The following is a 24760-nucleotide window of genomic DNA, read 5'->3' on the forward strand; positions in this document are numbered from 1 at the left end:
TTTTCTATTGCCGCCAGCAGGCAGTCCGCTCAATCAAGCTCCAACGCTATTCCACCATCAATGCAACCAGCATGACGATGGCGAAAGGAATCAGAATCAGCGTGGCGATCACGATCCAGCCCATCGGGCGGCCGAAGTTGACGGTCCAGCCGATGCCCAGTTTCTTCGGAACGAAGACGGCAGGGTCATTGGGATTATAATAAACGCCGCCGCCGGCAAGCCAGTGCTCCTCGTCCTTGGCTGACCCCTCCCGCAAACCGAGCCGCCTCACCGTCACGATGAGTCCGATGACGCCGAGTACGATCAGCGTGATCACGACGATGGTCACGATAGACAGCGCCTTGGTCGGCCATCCGTACAGCATCGTCGCTTGAATATAGCTGAAGAATACTGTTAACAGCAGTGACAGTCCGTATAGAAATACGCTGTTCACGTACCGGAACTTGCGCTGCTTGTTCTCGCTTGTCCCGCTGTCCGAACCCTCCGCGTGCTTCGTCTGCGCGATGACCGCGTTCGTGCCCAATAACGTCGCCAGCAGACAAAGCTGCACGAAATTGAACAAAAACACGGTCCCCCAGCTCTTGTCGCCATAACCGTCGGGCTCGAAGCGGATATTGTAGTGCGTCGTCAACGTAGACGGTATGTCCTTCCACAGCCATGCCGCGGCCAGCGCGGAGCCTGCAATCAGCAGTGCCTGCACCCAGTACCAGTGCAGCGACAGCACGCTTCCATGGTTGTTTGTTCCTTTCTTCATTCGAGCGAATCTCCCATCCTTGATAAATCGCTGCGGTAAATCTTCACGCAGGCTTTACTGAATTCGGTCTCCGTCATGCCTCTCGCCCTGCCTTCAACCGCTAATGCGCGCAGCTGGTTTTGCATCCGTTCCAAGAACCGCTCCGTGAGCCGCGGCATTTCCTCTTTCGGCGGCACGAGCATGCCAAGCCGCCCGTCATAGCGTTCCACGAGAAAGCCTTCGTCGAATAGGCTCCGATAGGCTTTATGCACCGTCGTCGATTTAATGCGCAGGTCCGCCGCCAGCCGTTTGGCCGATGGCAGCGTCTTGCCCGGCTTCAGCGTCCCTGAAGCAATGCCCGCGATAATTTGCTGCGCGATCTGCTCGTGAAGCGGCACATCGCCCTGCACGTCAAGCTCGATAAACATCCCGCCAGCCCCCATCCCATAGCGTCTTATGCTATTCTATGCAAAAGAACGCCTCTTCTCCCGTCATATGCGGACGGAATGAGAGACGTTCTTCGATTGTCAGCTGTCGGCCTCTGCCTGCTGCAAGGCTTTCACGAACTCGTCATGTACACGGCCGTTGGAGGCTGCGACGTGGCGAACGCCGAGATGATAGTCATTGCCTTGGACGTCCGTTACGGTGCCGCCCGATTCCTTCACAAGCAGCGCTCCTGCCGCCAAATCCCAGGAGTTCAACCCGATCTCCCAGAAGCCGCTCAAGCGTCCTGAGGCGACATAAGCCATATGCAGCGCGGCCGAGCCGGCCGAGCGGATGTTGCGCACTTGCGGCGCGAGCGCCTGCAGCTGCTTCATGTTCAGCGGCCGGGCGTAATCCGGATCCGGCGGGAAGCCCGTCGCCAGCAGACTGTCGCGGAGTGTCGTCTCCCCGGAGACCGCCATGCGGCGGCCGCGGACATAGGCGCCTTTGCCTTTCTCCGCCACGAACAGCTCGTCTCGCATCGGGTCGTATACGACGCCGACGATGACTTCGCCCCGGTAAGCGAGCGCGATGGACACCGAGAAGAACGGGAAGCCGTGCACGAAGTTTGTCGTGCCGTCAATCGGATCCACGATCCAGAGGTATTCCGCATCTTGTACGCTTTGCAGCGCTTTCGTCGATGCTTCGGGACCAGGCTGCACGCCTTCTTCGCCGAGGAACGAATGATGGGGGAAATGCGTTCCCACCAAATTGCGGATCATCATCTCCGCGCCTTTATCTACTTCCGTCACCAAATCTTGCGCGGAATGCTTTATCGATAGGCTTGTGTGATTGCCAAGCTTCGTCTTGATCCATTCACCGGCCTTGGCCGCGCAATTAATCGCGACGGCAGTGAAGCTCTTGCCCCCGATCACAGGGATGTCATTCCCTTCGCTCACGGTTTATCACGCTACTTTCCTATGAGTTCATTCTTGCTATACTACTACTATACGGCACCCCTGGAGCAAAGTTTCGCATTAAAGTCAGGCATTGCCCTGAAATCCCTCGTCTGTCACGGAACTTTCACGCATCGGTGCACCATGAAGTTTATCATTTTCCGGGTGGTTGCACAAATTTCCCTGAAATAGAAAACAGGCCGGGAGCGTCATTGACACTCTTGGCCTGTTTTTAAGAAGATTGACTATTAGCATGACGTTCCTTAATTACATGAAACCGACTATTTAGGATTTAGCCCCTTTACGAGCATCGAAAGTTAATTTGAGTTTTACACTTTGATCCTGCAGGCTATTTTGATTGCCCGCATCATTAAATCTGAACTGAAGAGGTGCTGTAATCGAGCTTCCCGGTTTTATTTCACTTTTTTCCAATACACCAGGTTTCCCTACAAAGGATAACAGTTCTAGATTGTCACCCATTTGTTTCAGGTTGTCCAAATCGATCCACACGCCATTATATTTAAATTGGATTGCACTCTTTAATCCTTCGCCCCCGTCTGACGTTTCAAAGGCAACGTGCAAGACAAGAGAATTAATATCAACCGAACCTTTATTGCGAAGTTCAAAATTTTTCGTCCAGGTATCGCCAGGCGACATATCCTTCAAATTCAACTCCACTGATTCTGCCGAGCCGTTCTGTCCAACACCCAAGTCGATATGCCCTGACGCGAATGTAGATGTATCAGTTGCTGTATCTTGAAAGTATGCAAACGTTCCACCGCCAATCAGCGACAAACCAAGCGCCGCAGTTGCCAAGCCCAAGCCCAATTTAACTTTCAGACTCATTCCTATTTCCTCCCCAGGATCCTCTTTACGAGGTCAGTAATATTATTGCATCCCTACGTTGCGTAAGGAGAACAACCGTAGTTTACGACAGCGGTGCATCCGTATTCGGGGGAGTCTGCCGCGATTTCTTGCTGTCCAGCTCGGACAGCGCTCTCCAGGTGGTGATGATGGAGTACAGCAGCAACAACACTCCGGGCACGACCATAAGCACGAGGCTGCCTTCTTTGGTATTTGCGTAGTTCATGCCGTAGCCGACATAAGGCACGGTAAAATCAGCGTATTTCCCCATGACTCTCGAAGATGGAACGGGCGCCGCATCGGCCGCATCATTATTGTCGCCCTTCGTGGTGTACAGCTTCCGACCATCGCTTTCCCCAACCTCTGCAATCCGGTGCGTCACGACTAGATCCTCGTCATTCTTGAACGTGATGACATCGCCTTTGACAAAGCGGTTCATATCACCGCCGGGTTTGATGGCCACGATCGATCCGGTTTGAATGCCTGGTTCCATGGAACCGGAGAGGACGATTTTTATTTGATAGCCGAAGAATGCCGGTTCGCCTCCAGATGCTTTAGAGACGATAACTGAGTAGGCTACGACTAGAAAAACGCACAGCAGCATGACAGTTACAGCCTTGCTTAGAATCGATTTGACTAGCTTCATTCGGGTGCACCGCCTGATTCGATGGATTGTTGGCCTTTTGCTTCCGGCTCCGCTTGAGCAGGAGTTTGCGTTTCTTGGGGTTGTCCTGCAGCTGGAATCGCGTTTATTTGGTCTTGCTGTTGCTCCTGCGACTGATCCCGTGCTTGATCTTGCTTTTCGGCTGAAGGCTGTTGTCCGTCCGTCTCTTCCGTTCCCGGCAACGCTACTGGCTGCTCTTCAATTACCGGCTCATCCGGTGTTTCATCAGCAGGTTCGGTATTCGGAATCGCTGCATCATCTTGTTTTTCTTCCTCAGCCTGCTTCAAATCGTCAAGCGCCGCTTCGACACTGCTAAGCTGCCGCTTCAAGCTGGCGGCCTGCCGGTCGTACGACGCGCTTGCATCAACAATCTCAGCCTGCATCGCATTGAATACGGAGCCGGCCTTGCTATTGTCTAAGGAAACGTCCTCTTCTCGCGTCTCTGTCTCCAATTGTTCAGTGGATATCACAAGCGGTACATCAACCATGTCAACACTGCCGGCAGCTCTCAATGCTGCAAAGATTTTCAAAGCCCGTTCGTAAATCGTGCTGGGCAAAAGCTCCTTTCCGGCGCTTATGGCGTCTCCGAAGCCTTGCAGAACTGCTGGATCGCTCTGCGCCAGACAGTGCCCGTTTACTGTTCGCACGTACAAGGACAATTGCGATATAACCGCCGCTCCTGCGTTTACGGCATTTTGCTGGCTTTGCCAAGCTTGCCCATTCGCAGCCAAACGGCCTTGAAGAATCTGCTGCTCGAAAGACAGCTTGTCGATTCGAGATTGCAGCGAGCGGCCCAGCACCAACAGCTGCTGCTCCGTCAGCGTCGATAGATCGGGCAGTTCCGTTGAATCGAAGGAAGGTTCATGGTAGCCCGACAATTCTGCGAAAGCGATGCCTGCTTGGTTCAATTCCTGTGCGAAGGTCCCCAGCAACTGCTGAACAGTGCTTGGAAAAATGGGACAAGCGCTAATGCCAATGCCGGTTTCCACAGTCGAGGAAAATTCGCCATAGGTCGTACCTATCCGGCTGGAAGGCATTGCGATCAGCAGCAGTCCTGCCAGAAGGATTATTGCCCGGGGACCTTTCGGCCGGTCGGCTTTTCGCTGAAGCTTTGGCTTGGCGGATCGCGGAAGCAAGATGTTCACCTCGACTTTATCAAGAACATATTGTTCTTTATAAAGAACAATTCTTGCATTCAATATATCCTACCCTATTTGAAATAGAAAGGACCATATTTCGGCTTTTGTTCTCATTTAAGAACATATTAAAAGGAATATCTTTAATTATCTTTTAATATGTCAGTATATCTTCCATTTTCCCCGAATCTCGTTCTACATAAAGAACAGCCGAAGCTTGCATAAAACAAAAACCGACCCTATGGGCCGGCTCCTTATATTCATGGCAGGTTACTTTACAATTCTTTCTAATCGACGTAAGATATGCAATAGTGAAAGGTCTTTGTAATATCCTCCTGGCCGAACATTTAACGATAAAGGATGCATGCGAATGATCGAAGAAATTGGGAAACGAATTCAACAGCTTCGGACAGATAGAGGGATGTCGCTATCCGAGCTTGCGGAACGTGCCGAAGTTGCAAAATCCTATGTAAGCAACGTCGAACGTGGACTTCAATCCAACCCTTCCATTCAGTTTCTGGAGAAGGTCGCTACGGCGCTTGAAGTATCCATTCATTCGATTCTGTACGGAGACGCCTCTGAGGCCGAACAACAACTGGACGCGGATTGGCAGCTGCTGCTGAAAGAAGCAATGGCATCCGGGATCAGCAAAAGTCAGTTCAAAGAGTTTTTGGAATTTCAAAAATGGAAGAGAAACAACGAGACCACGAATTAAACGCCGGCAGCTAAGGACACCCGATGAAGCTGCCCGTTCCCGTTTCGCTCTCTCTTTTGCCAGTTTCAATAAAAGCCCTGACTTCTTCAATCGTCAATCCGATTAATTTTGCTTGAAGAAATAAGATAATCCATTCCCGTTCTATGACCTCTTCTTTAGCAGGAATTGACATATTGGACCAAACCCTCCAACAACTCATATATATTCTTGACCCGTTTAACTGAATTAGGACTAATTGCCCACCTCCGTTATGTATTCTCCTAATATTTAGGATACGATATGTATCGCAAAAAGAATGTCGAACTATGTTTCTCCCCAAAATAATTTATTTTCGACCATTAACCGCATTTCTGCGGCTTTTTATTTATAGTTCAAAAGTTATGCTTGTCGAATTTCGGCGAGAAAGACAAATTCCCAATAAAAGCAGTAAAAAAGAGACGACTTCCTTATCGACCCGCAATCGGTCAGATAGGGAAATCGCCTCAATGTTTAAGTTGCAAGGCAAACGCCGTGATGCAATGATTGCTTATTTAAACCCCCACAATATTGTACCCGTTATCGCAATAAATGATTTCACCCGTAATCCCACGCGAGAGGTTGCTTAGCAGGAACATGGCCGTGTCGCCGACTTCGGAGGCATCCGTCGTCTTGCGCAGCGGAGACTTCTCCTCCACTTGACGGAGAATCGAATTAAAGTCCTTGATGCCCTTGGCCGCCAGCGTCCGGATCGGACCGGCCGAAACAGCGTTGACCCGCACGCCATGCGGACCGAGGTCAGCCGCCAAGTAACGAACGGACGCTTCCAGTGCGGCTTTGGCCACGCCCATGACGTTGTAGTTGCGCAGCGCGCGCTCCGCGCCGAGATAAGTCATCGTCATGATGCTGCCGCCTTCCGTCATCAGCGGATAGAGCCGCTGAGCGACTGCCGTCAACGAATAGGCGCTAACGTCGTGCGCGAGCGCGAACCCGGCACGGGAGGTGTCGACAAACATGCCTTCGAGTTCTTCCGTCTTCGCGAAAGCGATGCTATGTACGAGGCCGTGAAGGACGCCGAAGCTCTCGCGAATCTGATCCGCCAGTCCTTCGATCTCTTCGTCTACCGTGACGTTGCACGGCAGCAAAATCGAACCGGGGATCGTATCCGCCAGCTTGCGGACCCGCTCCTCCACCCGCTCATTCTCGTAGGTGAACGCGAGGCGCGCACCCTGCGCTGCCAACGACTGGGCAATGGCCCATGCGATGCTGCGGTCATTTGCCACGCCCATAACAAGCATGTTCTTCCCTGCTAATAATCCGTTCATTGAATCACAATCCTCTCCGTAGTGGTATTGCGAATGCGGAAGTAGGACCAGGGTGTATGATGCCGAAATGAGAGCGCTTCCTTTACCAAAAATAACGCAAGAGGCGCGAAAGATCAAGCTTCAATTCAAGCCCTCTTTTCGCGCCTCTTTCTTATAAAATCTCGATGCTGCCGCCGTCGATGACGCGAATGCGTTCGCCTTCCTGCTGAAGCTGGCGCATGTCGGCCATCAGCTGCAGGAGCGCAGCGTCCTTCTGCTTCGCCTCGATCATGACGTCCAGCCGCGGCAGCGAACCGTTCACGCCCCGCAGGAAGCGGAGCAGCGGGCCAACCTCGACGTAATCGGCATGGCCTCGCGGATCCTTCTCGCTCTTGGGGCTCGAGACATGAAGCTTCGGCACGACGGGCAATGGCTGCCCGTCCGGGCCGTTCCACGTGCGCACGATACGCGGCCATAATTCATCATGAAGCGACGTGTCGCTCTCTCCGCCGTCATTGACCGCATGATGGTGAATGTCGAGCACCATGGGCGTACCGACCGCCTCCGCCGCTTCGAGCGTCTCGCGGACGGTAAACGTCTTGTCGTCATTCTCCAACGTCACTCTGCCGCGGAGCCGGCCGTCCATCGCGCCGAACTGCCGAATAAACCGCTCTAGCGCGACAGGCTTGTCCCCGTATGCGCCGCCGACATGGATATTGCATTTGGTAGCGGGGTCCAGCCCCATATGCTCCAGCATCGTGACGTGGTAATTCAAATCCTCTGCCGACTTGGCCAACACTTCGGGCCGCGGCGTGCTGAATACGCAGAAGTGATCGGGATGGAACGACAACCGCATGCCTTTATCCTTGGCATACCGGCCGATCTCCGCGAACGCTTCTTCCAGCGCCGGGTAAGGGTTCCAGTCCTTCAACGCGTCATGCGTCGCGAGCGGAATGAGCTTGGACGTCATCCGATAGACATAGACGTCATGGCCGACGCAGTGCTTCATGATTCTCAGCGTCGTCCGCAAGTTATCCTCCGCGATCCGCTCCAATCGGCGAATTCCCGCCTCCCGGTCGTCGAGCTTAGAGAAATTCGCATACGTCATCGTCCGAGACGGCGACGTATCCTTCCCCAGCAGCACGCTCATCGCCACGAACCCGAAGCGGACAATCATGCCTGTTCCCCAAAAAACATTTCGTCTGCCAGCGCCGTCTGCACGCGCGCCTCTTCCTCCGTCAACTTGCGGACGAGTTCCATCTCGACCTGCGTGATTTCCTCGCCTTGAAAATTGATCTCGGCAATGGACACGAGAATGCGTACGATCGCAATCGCTTCGTTATCCGGGGTGTAGGCGATGACCTTCTGCCCGGTCGGATACACGCGGAAGCCGCTCTTGACCATTTTGCCGCGGCCGTATTCCAAGAGCTCGTACACTTCCTGCTTGGACTTGAACTTGCAGACCGAATTAAACTCCGTTTGGAATCCCATGACGTGACCTCCTACAAGTTTTGCGGGCGAAGCCTCGCTGCCAGATTACCGGCATGAAAGAAAGTACAACTAGTCCGTAAGCATAAATTGCGGGGCGAAGCGTCGCAGCCGGGCACCAAACCCGGCTTCGTAGACGCAGGCACCGCGTCCGCGGCACCCCATCCGGCTTAGCCTAAGCCGGACCTCCTCCGCTGTAATCGATGCGCTGCTTCTCGGCATGGCGCGAAATCGCGAGCGCGATCAGCGTATCCAGCAGCTCCGCGTACGATACGCCGCTTTCCTTCCACATCAGCGGATACATGCTGTACGGCGTGAAGCCAGGCATCGTGTTTACTTCATTAATGAACAGCTGGCCGTCTTCCTTGCGCAGGAAGAAATCCACGCGCGACAGGCCGGAGCCGTCGATCGCCTGGAAGGCACGGACCGCCATCTCGCGGACCGACTCCGACACTTCCGCAGGGAGATTGGCCGGAATATGCATCATCGACTTGCCGTCGATATACTTCGCTTTATAATCGTAGAACTCGCTCGACGAGGTGATCTCGCCGACCACGGAGGCCTGCGGCTCATCGTTGCCGAGCACGCTCACTTCGATTTCGCGCGCGTCCACGAACTCCTCGACGATGACCTTGCGGTCAAAGCGGAGCGCATAATTCACGGCAGTAATCAGTTCCTCGCGGTTTCGCGCTTTGGAAATGCCGACGCTGGAGCCGAGGTTTGCCGGCTTGATAAAGCAAGGATAGCCGAGCGCCGTCTCGATTTCCATAATGTAGTAGGATTCGTCCTTCTCCCATTGCGTCCGGTTGAAGTAGCGGTAGATGCACTGCGGCAAACCGTCCTGGGCGAATACCTTCTTCATCGTGATTTTGTCCATGCCGACCGCCGATGCGAGCACGCCCGCGCCGACATACGGAATGTCCGCCATTTCGAACAAGCCCTGGATCGTGCCGTCCTCGCCGAACGTGCCGTGCAGCAGCGGGAATACGACGTCCAGCCCGTTATCGCCGCCGGAAGCAGGCACGACGCTGTTCGCCGCCCCGGACGAAACCGCAGCGATCTTCACCTCTGCCGGAACGGCAGATATGGAAGCGGACGCGTCAGACACCTGGTCGGCGCCGCCGCCGAAGACCGGCATCAGCGCATCCATGCCGACGATGGCGTCCCCGTCGGCGAGCCGCAGCACGGCCAAATCGGAAGGCGGAGCCAGCAAGGTGTCGCCCGAGCGCCACTCGCCTGATTTTGAAATATAGAAAGGTTTGATTTCGTATTTGCTGTAGTCGAATGCCTTCATAACTGCCAAAGCCGTTTGCAGCGAAACCTCATGCTCGCCGGAACGTCCCCCGTAGATTAGACCTACGCGCACTTTCTCCCCCATGATTCAATCCTCCGGTTACGTATAAATTTCCCACACAGGCGGGTTGTCATTCAATCGGGCTGGAAGCGCACGTTAAAACTCATCCGCGATATGAAAAAAACGGTACTTGGTGTTCTCCGTCCACGCGTAGGAATCTTGATAATCCCAATAGCGGTGGCGGCTCGGCACCGTATTCGCGTTCACGAGCGGCATGCCCGCCGCATCGAACGCGGTCACGATCGTGCTATGCTGGAACCGATTGTCTCCGCTCCAGTCATAAATAATGACATCGCCGAGGGCGAGCTGATCCGCCGAATCGACGACCGTCGCGCGCAGCGAAGAATTGTGCGGCACTGACAAATATAGCTGAAGTGCGTTCGCGACCGCCCAACTGTAGCTCCAATTTTCCCGGCCCCCGCTGTAGCCGCGGTACCACCAGCCCGAAGCCCTTTTTCCAGTATAGTTCATCGGTGCGCTGCCTGCAAAGAGACATTGGGAGATGTAATTGGTGCAATTCACCTCGAAATTCTCGTACGCCGGATTCGCCTCGTTCCACCAGCGATCGGCGTAAGCGGCCGCAAGATCCCGCCTGTAACGAATCCCAGCTCGCCCATGTTTGAAAAACGGCAAAACATCATAATTTATATAAGGTATGGACTGCGGCTTGCTCTCCGCGGCCAGGGCATGCTCGAGGCCGGATTCGCCGGCGCTGCCGGAAGGGGACGTACCGTACCTCGGCCGGCGTTCGGACACGATCGGCTCGATCCGGGAGATGACGTACTCGCCTCCGTCCGTCGCCAGCCAGAGCCGTTCGCGGTCTAAGCGCTCCTCCGAATACGTCCGACCCTGGTGCTCGATCGTCCGCTTGACGCGCAGCTCGATCAGCACGGACACCTCGGAGAGGGAACCGGATTCGCTGATGCGCAGCAGCTCGGCGCTCGTCTCGCTGCGGGAGGGCAGAATGCCGCGTAGCAGCTCCTGCTCGCGCAGCCTGCCGAGCCGCTGGCCGAACCGATGCATATGGTCCTCGTCGGCGATCATGTCGCCGAAAGGAGCCGCGTAGCGATCGATCTCGGCTTGATTGTACAGCTTCACATAACGGTGCACGGCTGCCTTCCAGCCTTCCGATTTGGCCGTGTCCGGCGGCTCGCCGGCTTCCTGCGCAAGCACGGCGCTGCCCGATCTTCCCGCGCCGTGCAGCCGCACGGCCTGTGCCGAAACGCGGCTCGGCTTTGGCTTGCCGGCCGCGCTTTTATTCGTTACCGTTTTGCCTGTTCCGGTCCGTATTCGCGATCGCGGCACCTGTAATCCCTCCCGCAGTCCGTTAGTTTGGACAAACCTCCGCCAGCAGACGGAATAACGCTGGTTCATTATATGAGCGCGGGAACCGATTCATGTAAAAACAGGCGGAAGATCTGCCGCCGCAGGTGATATTTGGTCTTTCTTATTTGCTCGAAAAACGCTATACTTAGAGCAGGAATTATTTTTTGAAATCGTGTTTCACAGAATGAAACCGGAACACACAAAGTCAAGGAGGCGCGACGCGCAATGACAAAGCAAAACGAGTACTCCGTCCGCGAATCGCTGTCGGTCGGCGGCAAGCAGTATGCTTACTACCGTCTGGGCGGATTGGAAGAGCAAGGCTTGGGTAAAATTTCGAAGCTTCCTTTCTCCATTAAGGTGCTTCTCGAAGCAGCCGTTCGTCAATTCGACGGCCGCGGCATCACGAAAGAACATGTAAAGCAGCTCGCTACTTGGGCTGACGGACGCGAAGACAAAGAAATCCCGTTCATTCCCGCACGTATCGTCCTGCAGGATTTCACCGGCGTACCGGTCGTAGTCGATCTGGCGGCGATGCGCGACACCGTGAAGAAATCGGGCGGCGACCCGAAACAAATCAACCCGCTGGTGCCGGTTGATCTCGTTATCGACCACTCCGTTATGGTCGACGCTTTCGGAACGCCGGAAGCGCTCGAATACAATATGGACATCGAATTCAAACGCAACGAAGAGCGTTACCGTTTCCTGCGCTGGGCGCAAACGGCATTCGATAATTTCCGCGCCGTACCGCCGGGCACGGGTATCGTTCACCAAGTCAACCTGGAATACCTGGCATCCGTTGCGGCTACCAAAACCATTGACGGCGAAACGGTCGTTTATCCCGATTCCCTCGTAGGTACGGACTCCCACACGACGATGATCAACGGTCTTGGCGTCGTTGGCTGGGGCGTCGGCGGCATCGAGGCGGAAGCCGGCATGCTTGGCCAACCGCTGTACTTCGTTACGCCGGAAGTTATCGGCTTCCGTCTGACGGGCAGCCTGGCAGAAGGCGCTACGGCGACTGACCTTGCGCTCACGGTTACGCAAATCCTGCGTAAAAAAGGCGTTGTCGGCAAATTCGTCGAGTTCTTCGGCCCTGGTTTGTCCAACATCAGCCTGGCAGACCGCGCTACGGTTGCCAACATGGCTCCAGAATACGGCGCTACTGTCGGCTACTTCCCTGTCGACAACGAAACGCTGCACTTCCTTCGCTCGACAGGCCGCACGGAAGATCAAATCGCGCTTGTCGAAGCTTACTATACGGCTCAAGGCATGTTCCGCACGGACGAAACGCCTGAACCGACATTCTCGGACATCGTCGAGCTCGACCTGTCCACGATCGTACCATCCCTTGCAGGTCCTAAACGTCCGCAAGACCGCGTCGAGCTGACGGCGATGAAAGAATCGTTCAACGGCATCATGCGTACGCCGGTCGAGAAAGGCGGCTACGGCCTCTCCGACAACAAAATCGAAGAGATGGTCGAAGTGAAGCACATGAACGGCCAAGTGAGCAAAATGGGCACGGGCGCAGTCGTCATCGCGGCCATCACAAGCTGCACGAACACGTCGAACCCGAGCGTTATGATCGGCGCCGGCCTCGTGGCGAAGAAAGCCGTCGAGCGCGGCCTGAAGAAACCGGCTTACGTGAAGAGCTCCCTGACGCCGGGTTCCCTGGTCGTTACGGACTACCTCAAGAACGCCAACCTGCTCGAGTCGCTGGAACAACTCGGCTTCTACGTAGCCGGCTACGGCTGCGCAACTTGTATCGGTAACTCCGGTCCATTGCCGGACGAAGTAAGCAAAGCGATCGCGGACAACGACATGACGGTTGCGGCCGTACTGTCCGGTAACCGGAACTTCGAAGGCCGTGTCCATGCACAGGTCAAAGCCAACTACCTGGCATCTCCGCCGCTTGTCGTCGCTTATGCGCTTGCCGGAACAGTGAACATCGACCTCTCTTCCGATCCGATCGGCTATGACGGCAACAACCAGCCTGTCTACCTGAAGGACATCTGGCCGACGTCCAAAGAAATTTCGGATGCCATGGCTTCGGCAATGAGCCCGCAAATTTTCCGCGACAAATACGAGAATGTCTTCACGCAAAACGAGCGTTGGAACGCGATCGACGTACCGACGGGCGAGAGCTACGAGTGGGACGCAAAATCGACGTACATCCAAAACCCGCCGTTCTTCGAGAACCTGGGCGCGGATATCGGCGATATCCAAGACATCAAGAGCTCGAGCGTGCTGGCATTGCTTAGCGATTCCGTTACGACGGACCATATCTCTCCCGCGGGCAACATCAAGACCGACAGCCCTGCCGGCGAATACTTGATCAAACACGGCGTAGACAAAGTGGACTTCAACTCCTACGGATCGCGCCGCGGTAATCATGAAGTCATGATGCGCGGTACGTTCGCGAACATCCGGATCCGCAACCAGGTTGCTCCTGGCACGGAAGGCGGCGTAACGACTTACCTGCCGACGGATGAAGTGATGTCCATCTACGACGCATCCATGCTGTATCAGAAGAACGGCAAGAACCTTGTCGTCATCGCCGGTAAAGAATACGGTACGGGAAGCTCCCGCGACTGGGCGGCAAAAGGCACGTTCCTGCTGGGCGTCAAAGCCGTCATCGCCGAAAGCTTCGAGCGGATTCACCGTTCCAACCTGGTCGGCATGGGCGTGCTGCCGCTGCAATTCCAGGAAGGTCAAGGCTGGAAAACGCTGAGCATCACGGGCCGCGAAACGTTCGACATCATCGGCCTGAGCAACGACGTGCAGCCGGGTCAAACGGTTACGGTCATCGCTACGCGCGAAGACGGTACGACGTTCGAATTCCCAGCCATCGTCCGCTTGGATTCCCTGGTCGACGTGGACTACTACCGGAACAGCGGTATTCTGCAAACCGTTCTCCGTCAAATGATTGCCGCAAACGGCAACTAAACGGACCGGATATCTCAAAACGGGCCCGCTCTCTAAGAGAGCGGGCCCGTTTTTTTGCGTGTATTCAGAGCCATCCGGGCTGCGTGCCTTCGCCTCGGCACGATCCGCGGCATGCTCGTGGAGTCAGCGGGTCAATCTCGCGGAAGAAGGAATGTGCGGCCGCCCTTCTCCGCTTGGTCTCGCGGGAACTGCGCAGGGAGTCATTGCGCATTGCGTTTGCGCGCTTGCGGGAGGACATCCTCCCTATGGCCGTGCGATTGCATCGATCCGGCAACATCCGCAGGACGCGAATCTGCGACATCGCCGGAGCCGACTTAACCCTTATTGCGTTGCGAAATCAAACTTCTATATCCTCAAACCGAAGGTTCGTTCCCGGCAGGCTTCCGTGGCGTTCGGAAGCCCGTGGAACTGAAGCTTCAGGCGGAATAAGCATCGTCATGGACGGCATTAACTCCCTGCTCGTTGTGGTCATGCAGACGATGCCGGTTGTCGTACCGCTCGCGGCGCTCCGCCGTCGTTGGAAGCTGCCCGGTGCGATCCCTTATCGTCTTAATCCATTGTATGGCTCAGGCCGCGCATTCGCTTGTGCGGTTGTCCTGCCAGGCGAAGCCCTAACTTGTTTCTCTGCGGAGCAGCAGCGGGCGGACGGCGCATGGCAACGTGCTCGGCAGCATTCGCTCAAGCATTCGCGCAGGGTCATTGCACCTCCGTCAGCCTCCCGTACTCCTCTCGGCGCGCCTAAACAAAAATGACGCATGCGATAGCTTAGCTTTCGCATGCGTCCTATAACATTCCGTCCCTATTTCAACATCGAACCGAGCCGGTTCGCCGCTTCCATGACGGCCGGCGCCTGCTCGCGCATTTTCTCCGGCGTCAGCCGATTGGCCGGGCCCGATACGGAGAGCGCTGCGACCAGCTTGCCCATTCGGGAGAAGATCGGGGCGGCCACGGCGGCTGCGCCCTGCTCGCGCTCCTCCACGCTCGTCGCGTACCCGAGCCGGCGCCATTCCTCGAACTGCCCGCGGTACTGCTTCCGGTCGAAGGCAGGCGGCCACGACTCGTCCTGCAGCAATTCCTCCACCGTAGCCGGCTCTTCGAAGGCGATCAGCACTTTGCTGGATGCCCCCACATAGAGCGGCAGACGTGCGCCGATCGGCGCTACCCGGCGGATAGCTTGTATGCTTTGCACGGCTTGGATGCGAATACGCTCGTTGCCGTCGCGCAAATAGAGACTGACCGTCTCGCCAAGCAGGTCCCGCAGCCGCTCCATCTCCGGAAGCCCGATGACCGCGGGATCGTCAGCCCCCGACATATTCGCCGACAGCTCCCAGATCCGCAGGCCCAGCCGATATCGGTCCGATGCCGAATCCCGCGCCACGAAACCGCGCTGTTCGAGCGTAGCCAGCATGCGGTGGACGGTGCTCTTGTGCAGGCCGACTTTCTCGGCCAGCTCCGTCATCGCCCATTCCCGCTGAGCAGTAAAACAAAGCAATAAATCGAGCGCGCGCTCGACGGCACGCACCGTCGATTTGCCATCCTCCGCCATTGGCCCTCTCCCCCAGTCCCGGTTTCATTCTGTGAAACTCAATTATAGTCAGTATAACTCAAATCGCTACTTAAGGTAAAGCGAAGCGCGAATTTCCGCCTTCTTTTACAGCATGATTACAGGACGCTAACAAATCGTCGACATCGATTGACAGGCAGGTCCCACTCGCCATAACATAGGAATACAGAACTACTAGAAAACGCTTTCATATGGTTCATGAAATAGGCCAGTTTGAGGGGGTAACAATCATGAGTACGACAATGACACCGATGCATCCGGCTGCCGGCGGCTTCACGCCCGGCCTTCTCCCTCCCCTCGCGCCTTCGCCCACGGAGAAGGCCGTTGCCGGCAGCCGCCGCAGGCATGCCGCGCTTGCGGTGCTGTCCGCGTTCGCTGCGCTGCTGCTGTTTCTCGGGCTCGCCTTCCATGGTTATGTTGCCTGGGTAATTGCGCATCCCTACGTACCTGCGCTCACCACCAATCCGTTCGACGCCAAAGGACTTGCGTACAGCGACGTTGCTTTCCCGAGCAAAAGCGGTCAAACGACCGTTCATGGCTGGTATATTCCAGCTTCAGGCGGATCGTCCTCGACTTCGATCGGAGAAGGAGCCGTCTTAACCAATGCGGCAACGACGGCCGCAAACAAATCCACGGGCACGCGCAGCGGCGGTTCCGCCTCTGCCTCTGCCGCAGCAGCTGTAGCTGCAACAGCGAATTCCGACCGTACCGTCGTCTTCAGTCACGGCTACGGCGCGAACCGCGAAGAAACGTGGGTGCCGATGTATGACTTGGCCGAGCTTCTGCACGGTCTGCATTACAACGTCTTCATGTTCGATTACGGGTATGCCTCTTCCGGCAAGCGTACGCCTGCCACGGGCGGTCAAGAAGAATCCCAGCAGCTGCTTGCTGCCGTACAGTATGCACGGTCGCAGGGCGCAGGCGAGGTCGTCGTATGGGGCTTCTCCATGGGCGCCGGTACCGCGCTGCAAGCGGCGCTGCAAACGGACGATTCCGACCGGATCGACGCCATGCTCCTCGACAGCTTGTTTCTGCCAAGCTCCGACTCTATGTACAATAATATGCATCAATATATGAAAGACCTGCCGCGCAATCCGTCGATTCCGCTCATCAAATGGATGCTGCCGTTCTTTACCGGTGTCCATATGGATAAACTGCCCGTTAAGCAGGTCATGCAGACGACTTACCCGATGCCGCTCTTCATCATGCACGGCACGAAGGATGCCATCGCTTCGGTATCCACCGCGGAACAGATCGCATCCTTGCAGAAGAATAGCTTATCGCGAAGCTGGGTCGTATCCGGCGGTATCCACGAGCTGCTGTTCAAGACGCACCCGAAGGAATACATCCAGCGCGCCGCACTATTCCTTAGCCAAGTAGACGCGGCCTATAAGACCGCTTAACCTCATAAGCTCCGCTAGAAACAATAAGGGCTCTGTTTTGCGTCCGCCATTCAGGCGGCCTGCAAAACAGAGCCCTTATTCAAATCACCGTGTCTCTTACTGCTTCAGCAGGGAGAGGAACTCCGAACGGAGTGCCGAGCTTGTACGGAATTCACCGCGCACGGCCGACGTAACCGTCTTGCTGCCCGCCTTCTTCACGCCGCGCGCGCACATGCACAGATGCTCGCCTTCGACTACGACCATGACGCCGTGAGGCTGAAGCACCTCGTCCATAATGTCCGCGATTTGCGTCGTGATCCGCTCCTGAACCTGCAGGCGCCGCGTGACGGCATCGACAAGCCGCGCCAGCTTGCTTAGTCCGGCGATCTTGCCGCTCGGAATATAGCCGATATGCGCTTTGCCGAAGAACGGTGCCATATGATGCTCGCATTGGCTGTAATAGACGATGTCCCGTACGATGACGAGCTCTTCGTGCTGCTCGTCGAACGTTACGCCGAGCACATCCCGCGGATCCACCGCGTAACCGGCGAAGATCTCCTCGTACATGCGCGTCACGCGCGCGGGCGTCTCGAGCAATCCTTCGCGGTTTACGTCCTCGCCGATGAGGCTTAAGATTTGTCCGATGTGATATTCCATTTTCTCGCGATTATCCGAAACGACCGAATTGACGTAGTCTTTCATGCCTGCCATTTGCGTATCGTCTCCTTTCCCCTGCACCGTCAGGCGGCTGGAGCGATTATCTCCGTTTGCCCGGGCGCGGTTGTTGATTTTTCATCATCGTCTGCGCTTTCTGCAACTGCTGGTTGTTCATGTTGTAGCCCATTTGCTTCGCCATCTTCTTCAGCATTTCCGGATCGTTCTGCATCTTCTCCAGCTGTTTGCGGAGATAGTACACGCCAACGAAGAAGCCGCCGACAGCACCGACGATGAGCGTAATGATCGAAATAATGACCGTCCACATATTTGTTCACCTTGCCTTATCTCTATTTAGTCATATTGCCCTCTATAATAGCATGCGAGACCTGCATTCGCAAACGAAGAAGCAGCCATCGCACCGCTCGATTGCTGCTTCTTATTCTCCATGACGCGCACCGCGGTCAAGGGTCTCCGCCGATACTCCCGGCTGGTCCCCCATAGCGGCAAGCGCCGTATCGATCGCCTCCTGCACCGCGATGTCCTTCTCGCCTTCTCTTGCCTTCGCAAGAGCTGCCGCAGCGGAATCAACGCCGATCCGGCCAAGCGACCAAGCGGCCGTCGCGCGGAGCTCGAAGCGCGGATCGTTCCGCAGCACTTCTTCCAGCGCCGGAACGGATGCCGCATCCTTGAAGTTGCCGAGCGCGATGACGGCATTGCGCTGAATCGGCTTGCGGCCCCGCCAGGCGGACGCGCTCGTACCGTAACGCTCCTTGAATTCGCGGTTTCCCATCGTCAGGAGCGGCACCAGCAGTGGCTTCACCTTCTCGTTGTCGGGGATCAGCTCCTCATGATGCGCCGCGTTCTTCCCTTTGTTCTCCGGACAAACGATCTGGCAAGTATCGCAGCCATACAAGCGATTGCCGATCTTGCGCATCAGCTCGTCCGGGACAAGCCCCTTCGTCTGCGTAATGTACGAGATGCAGCGCTGCGAATTCAGCTGCCCCGGGGCGACGAGCGCGTCCGTCGGACACGCGTCGATGCAAACCGTGCAGTCGCCGCAGCTCTCCGTGACCGGCTTGTCCGGCGGCAGCGGCAGGTTCGTGATCATCTCGCCCAAGTAGACCCATGAGCCCCATTCCGGCGTGATGATGGCGCAATTGCTGCCGGACCAGCCGATGCCCGCGCGCTGTGCCACCGCACGGTCCGACAACGCGCCCGTATCCACCATGCTGAGGAACCGTCCTTCCGGAACCCGCTCCTGCAGCCAAGCTTCCAAGCGCCGCAGCCGCTCGCGCAGCACGGCATGATAATCCTCGCCCCAGGCGGAACGAGATAAGATGCCGCGCCTGGCGCCGGGAACCGATTTCGGCGGATCCTGCAGCTTGGATGGATAAGCGATCGCAATCGCAATGATGGACTGCGGGTCTTCGAACAGCAGCGACGGCTCCGTCCGTTTATTCAAATCGGGCTCCTCGAAGCCGGACTCATAGCCCAGCTCCCGATGACGTTCAAGCCTTACCCGCAATTCCGTGAACGGCGCTGCGGGAGCGATGCCGATCTTGTCGATGCCGAGTTCTGCCGCGGCGGCTTTCATGTCGTCCTTCAATTGCTGCCAATCCATGCTGCCGCTGTCCAACTCGGCACCTCCTTCCTGCTCGTGCTATAATGACGCCCATTTCGTAATCGGCCATAGAATCAAATCCGCGCGCCCAAGAATGGCGCTTCGAGGCACCGCCTGAAACACGCGGCTGTCGCGGCTCGCGCCCGCGTGCCGGTTGTCGCCCATCACGAAATAATGATCGGCAGCCACGGTAACCGGCCCATAATCATCATCCTCGATAAGCACGTCCGTATACGGCTCCAGAATGAGCTCCCCGTTACGGTACAATTCGCCCTGACGGATTTCGAGCCGATCGCCGGGACCGGCCACGATTCGTTTGACGAGATATTCCTTGCTTGCTTCCTCTTCGAACGTTTCCTTGAGAATGACGACGTCGCCGATTTTGGGCGAACCGAGTGCATAGCCGATCTTATTGACGAACAGCCATTCCTTCTCGGACAGCGTCGGCTGCATCGAATGTCCCTTTACCGTAGAGAGGCTGAATACGAAATAATGCATGCCGAGCACGACGAGAACGGCTACGGCCAGCGTGATGCCCCAGTCCCGCAATTCGCGGAGCCAAGGCGACGTCGTCCCGGGAGAAGCGGACCTCTTGCCTGCTTCCGGACTTCTAGCCTCTGAGCTGCTTGCTTCCGGGCGCCATGATTCCGACCGGCTTAGGTCCAATCGGCTCTTGTCTGGCCGTTTCGACTCGGGACGCCCTTTGGCCGGCTTAGCGGACGTCGTCCTGCTTTTGCGCGGTCCCAAGGCCGTTGGTTCGATTCCCTGCGGTGTTTCGCTTCCCGGACCCGGACCCGTATTCATTTGTCAGCTACACCTCGCCCATCTGTTTATGCCAAGCCTCGTAATACGACACGATCAATTGGTCGTTGAACGGCGGCTGTCCGCTTTTCGCGCGGCGAAGCAGCGCTTCCAGCCCCTCCATTACTTTTCGGTTGACTTCCTCTGAATAATGATAGGCGATTTTGTGCATTTCATACTCTTCCTGATCCACGACCTGCGCCTTGCCGCCGCGCGGGACGATGACGTCGAGATCGTAATCGATGTACGTCAGCACGTCGTTTTGGAAGAATAACGGCGAGGCGACGTTGCAGTAATACCGCACGCCATGCTCCTCCAGCAGCCCGACGACGTTGAACCACTCGCCCGGGATGAAGAAGGACACCGCGGGCACTCGGCTGATCCACTGCTTGCCGTCCGCTTCCTGAATCGGGGTCTGACGGTTGATGAAGACGAGCATCGACTCCGCGGCATGTTCAGGTGCCAGCAGATCGGCGGGAATCAGCCAATTTTCCAGCCACATCCGGTGCAGATGCCCGTTGTTTTTGAAGCTCTTAATGACGCAGGGCCGATAGGTTGTCATAAGCAATACTCCTACGCAGACAGGATTTCTTGTGAGTCGTGGAACGCGAATACGAGATCGATTTATTATTCCATTTAATGAAGCGCTTTACTTACCCATAAGATAAGAAAAGCATATCTGTTCGCCAAAAGCAATGACGGCAGATATGCTTGTCCTTCATTAAAGCAATATAGAGAGGAATGAAGCCGGATAGGTTACCCTGCGACAATGCTCAGCTTCTGGAACGAACGGAAGAAATCCGCCGTGACATAGCCAAGCGATTCATAAAGAGAAAGGATCGGTTCGTTGTGCTCGTCCGCCGTAATCATGATCTTGGATACGCCCCGCTGTACGAAACGTTGGCGCAGCGACGCAATCAGCTTCTTGCCGATGCCCTGACGTTGATAATCGGGATGCACGGCAATACGGTAGTAGTACCCTCTGCCATTGTCGATCGTGCCGATCATGATGCCCGCGATTTCATCTCCGATCGCGGCGACCAGTACCAATTCGCTGTCCCACGACAATTGGCGGGCAAAGGCTTCCATGGTCTGCTCATAGCACTCTTCCGACAAGACGGTTTCCAGCAGCTCGGTAACAGGTTGATAATCGGCTAATTGGAAGGATCGAACGTCCATAACTTTAAGCTCCTCTTCAAACGCAGTATGGAATGATAGACTAACGGTTTCTTTAGGTAAAATTAATAATACGACAAATTCATGCGAATTCCTTCTAAAACCTTTAAAAATCCTTAAAAAAGTTGCAAATTCACCCGATTCCTGTTGAAAGCGCTTAAATTTAAGCGCTTTCAACAATCTTCGCCGATATAATCTTCCATACTAGGGATAAAGCACCGCGTAGCCGTGCTTTATCCCCGCATATACGCCGTCAGCGCTGCCCGCCAGTGCCGTAGATCCTTGAGCCCCTTCCGCTGGATTTCGCCATGCTGCAGCACCGAATACGCCGGGCGAGGCGCAGGACGCGGGAAATCCGCCGTCGTGCAGGGAACCAGCTTCACGTTCTTCGCGCCGATCTCCTCCAGGATCGCCTGCGCGAATTGGTACCAGGAGCATACTCCGCTGCCGGACGCATGATAAATGCCGTATTCCTCCGTCCGCGCGAGCTGAACGAGGAATTCCGCCAAGTCCAGCGTATAGGTCGGCGAACCGATTTGATCCTTGACGACCTGGATTTCATCCCTCGTCTTCGCGAGCTCGGAGATGGTTTGGACGAAATTGCGCCCGTACCGGCCGTATACCCAGGACGTGCGCACGATGAATACTTTGCCGCCTACCTTCAGCGCCTCCTGCTCTCCGGCGAGCTTGGTACGGCCGTAAACCGTGCGCGGATTCGTCTCGTCGCTTTCCTTATACGGCTGGGACGCCGTCCCTTCGAATACGTAATCGGTGCTGACGCAAATCAGCTTCGCGCCGAATTCGCGGGCTGCAAGCGCAATATTGCGCGTTCCCTCCGCATTGATGCGGTGCGCGAGATCCGGCTCCGTCTCCGCCTTGTCGACGGCCGTATACGCCGCGCAGTGAATGACGGCATCCGCCTGATAGCGCTTGACGGCCTCGCGGCAGCTCTGCAGGCTCGTCACGTCCAATCCGCCCCGTCCGAATCCGAGGATGTGGATATTTTTCTCCGCCAGTCCCGGCAGCTGGACCAGCTCCCGGCCGAGCTGACCGTCGGCCCCTGTGACAATAATGCGCATCGGTCTTGTTGTCATGTGTTGTCCAGCTCCTTGTTGTCGGCCGTCTCGCCAGCGTTCAAGCTGCGATAGGCGCCTGTCGCGATTCGCTCCATCCATTCGGGATGACCCGCGTACCATTCGATCGTCGCTCGGATTCCGCGTTCATACGGGAATTGCGGCTGCCAGCCCAGCTCCCTGCGGATTTTGTCCGCGTCGATCGCGTAGCGGCGGTCATGGCCGAGCCGATCCGCTACATGCCGTATGAGCGAAGCCGGCTTGCCGAGCGCCTCTAGAATCGTCGCCACGACCTGCAGATTCGTCCGCTCGTTGCGACCGCCGACGTTGTACGTCTCTCCCGGCACTCCGCCGTGCAGCACGAGATCGATCGCGCTGCAATGATCCTCCACGTAGAGCCAGTCGCGCACGTTCAGCCCGTCGCCGTACACCGGCAGCGGCTTATCCTGCAGCGCCTGCGCGATCATCAGGGGAATCAGCTTCTCCGGAAACTGATAGGGACCGTAATTGTTGGAGCAGCGGGTAATGTTGACGTTCATGCCGTACGTCTCGTGATACGCCCGCACGAGCAGATCCGCCGACGCCTTGCTCGCCGAGTACGGGCTGTTTGGCGACAGCGGCGTCGTTTCGCTGAAGAGGCCCGTATCGCCAAGCGTGCCGTACACCTCGTCAGTCGAGATCTGAACGAATTTATCGACCCGGTACGCTCTTGCCAGTTCGAGCAGCGTATGCGTACCGACGATATTCGTCGTCACGAAGATGTCCGGCTGCGCGATGCTTCGGTCCACATGGGATTCCGCGGCAAAGTTGATCACGGCGTCCACGCCCGCTTCAAATAGCGGCTCCATCGCGGACCGGTCCCGAATATCGCCCTTAACGAACCGATAGCCGCCGCCCTCCGAAGTCGATTCAATTCCTTCCAAATTGGTTAAATTACCTGCGTACGTTAACGCATCCACGTTCAGGAGCGTATAGGCAGGATGCTTCTTTCGCATGTAATGTACGAAGTTGCTTCCAATGAAGCCCGCTCCGCCCGTAATCAACAATTTCACGCTGTCTTCACCTCAATAAGTAAAATGGATCTCCGCGTCGCGGAGCAGCGGATGCTTCGCATCCTTCGCCGATAAAACAGCCGGTTCCAGCGGCCACGTGATGCCGATCTCCGGATCGTTCCACGCAATGCCGCGATCATCTTGCTGCGAATAAGCGGCGTCGACTTTATAGCACACTTCCGTATTGGCCTCCAAGGTGATGAAGCCGTGCGCGAATCCGCGCGGGACGAGCAGCTGCTTCTTATTGCCCGCCGAGAGCTCGAAGCCTTCCCACCGGCCGAATGTCGGCGATCCGCGGCGAATATCGACGGCGACGTCGAAGATGCTTCCCGCCACGACCCTGACCAGCTTCGTCTGCGCGCTCGGTTCCAGCTGGTAGTGCAGCCCCCGCAGCGTGCCGGGCAGCACGGACAAGGAATGGTTATCCTGAATGAACAGGTGCGTTATCCCATGCTCGAGCAGCCGCAGGCAGTTGTAGCTCTCCATGAAAAATCCGCGTTCATCCTGGAAGCAAGCGGGTTCGATCACCTTCACGCCGGGCAATTTCGTATCGGACACAATCACATGACTCACCCATTTCAACGATAGTACTTATGTATATTCCGACGGGAGCCGCTTTGCTTCGAGCTTGGCCTAGTCTATTTTTGCCGTATGGGAAGCCGCGGAATGGTTCATGCTAGATGACAGTCCATGTCCATGCCGACTTTACAAACATTAATGTTGATTTATTGGTCAGGAACAGAGATAATGGACATGATCTCGACTACATATTATTAGGAGGTTTTTGACTAATGGCACACCAACTGCCCGCTTTGCCTTACGCAAACAATGCTCTTGAACCGCATATCGACGAAACGACGATGATGATTCACCACGACCGTCACCATAACGCTTACGTCACGAACCTGAATGCCGCTCTGGAATCCGCTTCCGAGCTGCAAAGCAAATCCGTTCAAGACCTCATTGCCGATCTGAGCAGCGTACCTGAAGCAATCCGTACAGCTGTCCGCAACAACGGCGGCGGCCATGCGAACCACTCCCTGTTCTGGGAAACAATCGGACCGGACGCTGGCGGCGAACCTACTGGCGCTCTTGCAGACGCGATCGCTAGCGAGCTTGGCGGCTTGGAGCAATTCAAAGCCGATTTCGCAAAAGCGGCAACGACTCGCTTCGGCAGCGGCTGGGCGTTCCTTGCGCTGAGCAACGGCAAATTGAAAGTATACAGCCTGCCTAACCAAGACAGCCCGATCATGGAAGGCGACACTCCGCTTCTGGGTCTGGACGTATGGGAGCACGCTTACTACCTGAAATACCAAAACAAACGCCCTGACTACATCGCGGCGTTCTGGAACGTCGTAAACTGGGCAGAAGTCGGCAAACGCTACGACGCTGCTAAATAAGAATCGTTTTGAAGAGGACCTTCGCGCTGCGGCGTGGAGGTCTTTTTTGTTTTGTTTTTAATACTTATGTCTAAATACCTAACATTATTTCGCATAATCCCAATAAATCCGACAAAAGTCTCCATTTTTCCGAATATTCATGTTATAATTCC

At 56.0% G+C, this 24760-nt stretch carries 26 protein-coding genes; 4 read left to right on the plus strand and 22 right to left on the minus strand.

Features of this window, described 5'->3' with window-relative positions; genetic code table 11:
- Nucleotides 1-46: 46 nt before the first annotated feature.
- The 6 genes from AC0YNU_RS24135 to AC0YNU_RS24160 form a co-directional block, all read right to left on the minus strand.
- Nucleotides 47-754: a DUF5808 domain-containing protein gene (locus AC0YNU_RS24135; protein WP_475761239.1), complete on the minus strand. Its 708-nt coding sequence runs from the start codon at nt 752-754 to the stop codon at nt 47-49.
- Nucleotides 751-1161, minus strand: a complete 411-nt coding sequence (locus AC0YNU_RS24140; protein WP_475761240.1) for a GntR family transcriptional regulator — start codon at nt 1159-1161, stop codon at nt 751-753. The genes AC0YNU_RS24135 and AC0YNU_RS24140 overlap by 4 nt, the downstream gene beginning before the upstream one ends.
- Nucleotides 1162-1260: 99 nt before the next feature.
- Complete coding sequence (locus AC0YNU_RS24145) at nt 1261-2115, minus strand: inositol monophosphatase family protein (protein WP_475761241.1); 855 nt, start codon at nt 2113-2115, stop codon at nt 1261-1263.
- 282 nt (nt 2116-2397) lie between these two features.
- Nucleotides 2398-2958 (minus strand): TasA family protein, encoded by a 561-nt coding sequence (locus AC0YNU_RS24150; RefSeq protein WP_475761242.1) that lies wholly within the window; start codon nt 2956-2958, stop codon nt 2398-2400.
- 82 nt (nt 2959-3040) lie between these two features.
- The gene (gene sipW / locus AC0YNU_RS24155) at nt 3041-3622 is read right to left on the minus strand and encodes a signal peptidase I SipW (RefSeq protein WP_475761243.1); all 582 of its coding nucleotides are present in this window, start codon (nt 3620-3622) and stop codon (nt 3041-3043) included.
- A complete protein-coding gene (locus AC0YNU_RS24160; RefSeq protein WP_475761244.1) occupies nt 3619-4839 on the minus strand; it encodes a hypothetical protein in 1221 nt (406 codons plus the stop codon). The genes sipW and AC0YNU_RS24160 overlap by 4 nt, the downstream gene beginning before the upstream one ends.
- Nucleotides 4840-5146: 307 nt before the next feature.
- On the opposite strand from AC0YNU_RS24160, the gene AC0YNU_RS24165 reads away from it, so the two are divergent.
- On the plus strand, nt 5147-5491 hold the full coding sequence (locus tag AC0YNU_RS24165) for a helix-turn-helix domain-containing protein (protein WP_475761245.1): 345 nt from the start codon (nt 5147-5149) through the stop codon (nt 5489-5491).
- Nucleotides 5492-5501: 10 nt separating this feature from the next.
- Here the strand turns inward: AC0YNU_RS24165 and AC0YNU_RS24170 are convergent, their stop codons facing one another.
- The 6 genes from AC0YNU_RS24170 to AC0YNU_RS24195 form a co-directional block, all read right to left on the minus strand.
- On the minus strand, nt 5502-5663 hold the full coding sequence (locus AC0YNU_RS24170; protein ID WP_475761246.1) for a hypothetical protein: 162 nt from the start codon (nt 5661-5663) through the stop codon (nt 5502-5504).
- Between the two features lie 358 nt (nt 5664-6021).
- The gene (gene fabI, locus AC0YNU_RS24175) at nt 6022-6792 is read right to left on the minus strand and encodes an enoyl-ACP reductase FabI (protein ID WP_475761247.1); all 771 of its coding nucleotides are present in this window, start codon (nt 6790-6792) and stop codon (nt 6022-6024) included.
- A gap of 151 nt (nt 6793-6943) precedes the next feature.
- Nucleotides 6944-7948, minus strand: coding sequence for a UV DNA damage repair endonuclease UvsE (uvsE, locus tag AC0YNU_RS24180; protein ID WP_475761248.1), 1005 nt, complete (start codon nt 7946-7948; stop codon nt 6944-6946).
- The gene (locus AC0YNU_RS24185; RefSeq protein WP_161704957.1) at nt 7945-8262 is read right to left on the minus strand and encodes a hypothetical protein; all 318 of its coding nucleotides are present in this window, start codon (nt 8260-8262) and stop codon (nt 7945-7947) included. Before AC0YNU_RS24185 ends, uvsE begins: the two co-directional genes overlap by 4 nt.
- A 172-nt stretch (nt 8263-8434) precedes the next feature.
- A complete protein-coding gene (locus AC0YNU_RS24190; RefSeq protein ID WP_475761249.1) occupies nt 8435-9637 on the minus strand; it encodes a D-alanine--D-alanine ligase in 1203 nt (400 codons plus the stop codon).
- Between the two features lie 72 nt (nt 9638-9709).
- Nucleotides 9710-10918, minus strand: coding sequence for an amidase domain-containing protein (locus AC0YNU_RS24195; RefSeq protein WP_475761250.1), 1209 nt, complete (start codon nt 10916-10918; stop codon nt 9710-9712).
- A 246-nt stretch (nt 10919-11164) separates the two neighbouring features.
- Between AC0YNU_RS24195 and acnA the strand changes: the two genes are divergently transcribed.
- Nucleotides 11165-13882, plus strand: coding sequence for an aconitate hydratase AcnA (acnA, locus tag AC0YNU_RS24200; RefSeq protein WP_475761251.1), 2718 nt, complete (start codon nt 11165-11167; stop codon nt 13880-13882).
- A 799-nt stretch (nt 13883-14681) separates the two neighbouring features.
- Here the strand turns inward: acnA and AC0YNU_RS24205 are convergent.
- Nucleotides 14682-15428: an IclR family transcriptional regulator gene (locus AC0YNU_RS24205; protein WP_475761252.1), complete on the minus strand. Its 747-nt coding sequence runs from the start codon at nt 15426-15428 to the stop codon at nt 14682-14684.
- 248 nt (nt 15429-15676) lie between these two features.
- Between AC0YNU_RS24205 and AC0YNU_RS24210 the strand changes: the two genes are divergently transcribed.
- Nucleotides 15677-16849, plus strand: a complete 1173-nt coding sequence (locus AC0YNU_RS24210; protein ID WP_475761253.1) for an alpha/beta hydrolase — start codon at nt 15677-15679, stop codon at nt 16847-16849.
- A gap of 96 nt (nt 16850-16945) precedes the next feature.
- On the opposite strand, the gene folE is transcribed toward AC0YNU_RS24210, so the two are convergent.
- From folE to rfbC, 9 genes are all read right to left on the minus strand, one after another.
- Nucleotides 16946-17539 (minus strand): GTP cyclohydrolase I FolE, encoded by a 594-nt coding sequence (gene folE / locus AC0YNU_RS24215; protein WP_475761254.1) that lies wholly within the window; start codon nt 17537-17539, stop codon nt 16946-16948.
- A gap of 46 nt (nt 17540-17585) precedes the next feature.
- The gene (locus AC0YNU_RS24220) at nt 17586-17810 is read right to left on the minus strand and encodes a YneF family protein (protein ID WP_161704945.1); all 225 of its coding nucleotides are present in this window, start codon (nt 17808-17810) and stop codon (nt 17586-17588) included.
- A gap of 111 nt (nt 17811-17921) precedes the next feature.
- Complete coding sequence (gene queG / locus AC0YNU_RS24225) at nt 17922-19106, minus strand: tRNA epoxyqueuosine(34) reductase QueG (protein ID WP_475761290.1); 1185 nt, start codon at nt 19104-19106, stop codon at nt 17922-17924.
- A 39-nt stretch (nt 19107-19145) separates the two neighbouring features.
- On the minus strand, nt 19146-19910 hold the full coding sequence (gene lepB / locus AC0YNU_RS24230; RefSeq protein ID WP_475761255.1) for a signal peptidase I: 765 nt from the start codon (nt 19908-19910) through the stop codon (nt 19146-19148).
- Nucleotides 19911-19917: 7 nt separating this feature from the next.
- The gene (locus AC0YNU_RS24235; protein WP_475761256.1) at nt 19918-20469 is read right to left on the minus strand and encodes a DUF402 domain-containing protein; all 552 of its coding nucleotides are present in this window, start codon (nt 20467-20469) and stop codon (nt 19918-19920) included.
- 194 nt (nt 20470-20663) lie between these two features.
- The gene (locus tag AC0YNU_RS24240) at nt 20664-21086 is read right to left on the minus strand and encodes a GNAT family N-acetyltransferase (protein WP_475761257.1); all 423 of its coding nucleotides are present in this window, start codon (nt 21084-21086) and stop codon (nt 20664-20666) included.
- Nucleotides 21087-21316: 230 nt separating this feature from the next.
- Nucleotides 21317-22177 carry a dTDP-4-dehydrorhamnose reductase gene (gene rfbD, locus AC0YNU_RS24245; RefSeq protein WP_475761258.1) on the minus strand — a complete coding sequence of 287 codons (861 nt, stop codon included), beginning with the start codon at nt 22175-22177 and terminating at the stop codon, nt 21317-21319.
- Complete coding sequence (gene rfbB / locus AC0YNU_RS24250) at nt 22174-23208, minus strand: dTDP-glucose 4,6-dehydratase (protein ID WP_475761259.1); 1035 nt, start codon at nt 23206-23208, stop codon at nt 22174-22176. The genes rfbD and rfbB overlap by 4 nt, the downstream gene beginning before the upstream one ends.
- Before the next feature lie 12 nt (nt 23209-23220).
- Nucleotides 23221-23772, minus strand: coding sequence for a dTDP-4-dehydrorhamnose 3,5-epimerase (rfbC, locus tag AC0YNU_RS24255; RefSeq protein ID WP_475761260.1), 552 nt, complete (start codon nt 23770-23772; stop codon nt 23221-23223).
- Nucleotides 23773-23999: 227 nt separating this feature from the next.
- Here rfbC and AC0YNU_RS24260 point away from each other — a divergent pair, with 227 nt between their 5' ends.
- Nucleotides 24000-24608 (plus strand): superoxide dismutase, encoded by a 609-nt coding sequence (locus tag AC0YNU_RS24260; RefSeq protein WP_475761261.1) that lies wholly within the window; start codon nt 24000-24002, stop codon nt 24606-24608.
- Nucleotides 24609-24760: the final 152 nt, after the last annotated feature.

The organism is Paenibacillus sp. J31P316 (assembly GCF_056269105.1).

Bases quoted from the DNA above. Each gene is read 5' to 3' on its own strand.
- AC0YNU_RS24135 (WP_475761239.1), bottom strand. From the start codon at position 754: ATGAAGAAAGGAACAAACAACCATGGAAGCGTGCTGTCGCTGCACTGG.
- AC0YNU_RS24140 (WP_475761240.1), bottom strand. From the start codon at position 1,161: ATGTTTATCGAGCTTGACGTGCAGGGCGATGTGCCGCTTCACGAGCAG.
- AC0YNU_RS24150 (WP_475761242.1), bottom strand. From the start codon at position 2,958: ATGAGTCTGAAAGTTAAATTGGGCTTGGGCTTGGCAACTGCGGCGCTT.
- sipW (WP_475761243.1), bottom strand. From the start codon at position 3,622: ATGAAGCTAGTCAAATCGATTCTAAGCAAGGCTGTAACTGTCATGCTG.
- AC0YNU_RS24165 (WP_475761245.1), top strand. From the start codon at position 5,147: ATGATCGAAGAAATTGGGAAACGAATTCAACAGCTTCGGACAGATAGA.
- AC0YNU_RS24170 (WP_475761246.1), bottom strand. From the start codon at position 5,663: ATGTCAATTCCTGCTAAAGAAGAGGTCATAGAACGGGAATGGATTATC.
- fabI (WP_475761247.1), bottom strand. From the start codon at position 6,792: ATGAACGGATTATTAGCAGGGAAGAACATGCTTGTTATGGGCGTGGCA.
- uvsE (WP_475761248.1), bottom strand. From the start codon at position 7,948: ATGATTGTCCGCTTCGGGTTCGTGGCGATGAGCGTGCTGCTGGGGAAG.
- AC0YNU_RS24185 (WP_161704957.1), bottom strand. From the start codon at position 8,262: ATGGGATTCCAAACGGAGTTTAATTCGGTCTGCAAGTTCAAGTCCAAG.
- AC0YNU_RS24190 (WP_475761249.1), bottom strand. From the start codon at position 9,637: ATGGGGGAGAAAGTGCGCGTAGGTCTAATCTACGGGGGACGTTCCGGC.
- acnA (WP_475761251.1), top strand. From the start codon at position 11,165: ATGACAAAGCAAAACGAGTACTCCGTCCGCGAATCGCTGTCGGTCGGC.
- AC0YNU_RS24205 (WP_475761252.1), bottom strand. From the start codon at position 15,428: ATGGCGGAGGATGGCAAATCGACGGTGCGTGCCGTCGAGCGCGCGCTC.
- AC0YNU_RS24210 (WP_475761253.1), top strand. From the start codon at position 15,677: ATGAGTACGACAATGACACCGATGCATCCGGCTGCCGGCGGCTTCACG.
- folE (WP_475761254.1), bottom strand. From the start codon at position 17,539: ATGGCAGGCATGAAAGACTACGTCAATTCGGTCGTTTCGGATAATCGC.
- AC0YNU_RS24220 (WP_161704945.1), bottom strand. From the start codon at position 17,810: ATGTGGACGGTCATTATTTCGATCATTACGCTCATCGTCGGTGCTGTC.
- queG (WP_475761290.1), bottom strand. From the start codon at position 19,106: ATGGATTGGCAGCAATTGAAGGACGACATGAAAGCCGCCGCGGCAGAA.
- lepB (WP_475761255.1), bottom strand. From the start codon at position 19,910: ATGAATACGGGTCCGGGTCCGGGAAGCGAAACACCGCAGGGAATCGAA.
- AC0YNU_RS24235 (WP_475761256.1), bottom strand. From the start codon at position 20,469: ATGACAACCTATCGGCCCTGCGTCATTAAGAGCTTCAAAAACAACGGG.
- AC0YNU_RS24240 (WP_475761257.1), bottom strand. From the start codon at position 21,086: ATGGACGTTCGATCCTTCCAATTAGCCGATTATCAACCTGTTACCGAG.
- rfbD (WP_475761258.1), bottom strand. From the start codon at position 22,177: ATGACAACAAGACCGATGCGCATTATTGTCACAGGGGCCGACGGTCAG.
- AC0YNU_RS24260 (WP_475761261.1), top strand. From the start codon at position 24,000: ATGGCACACCAACTGCCCGCTTTGCCTTACGCAAACAATGCTCTTGAA.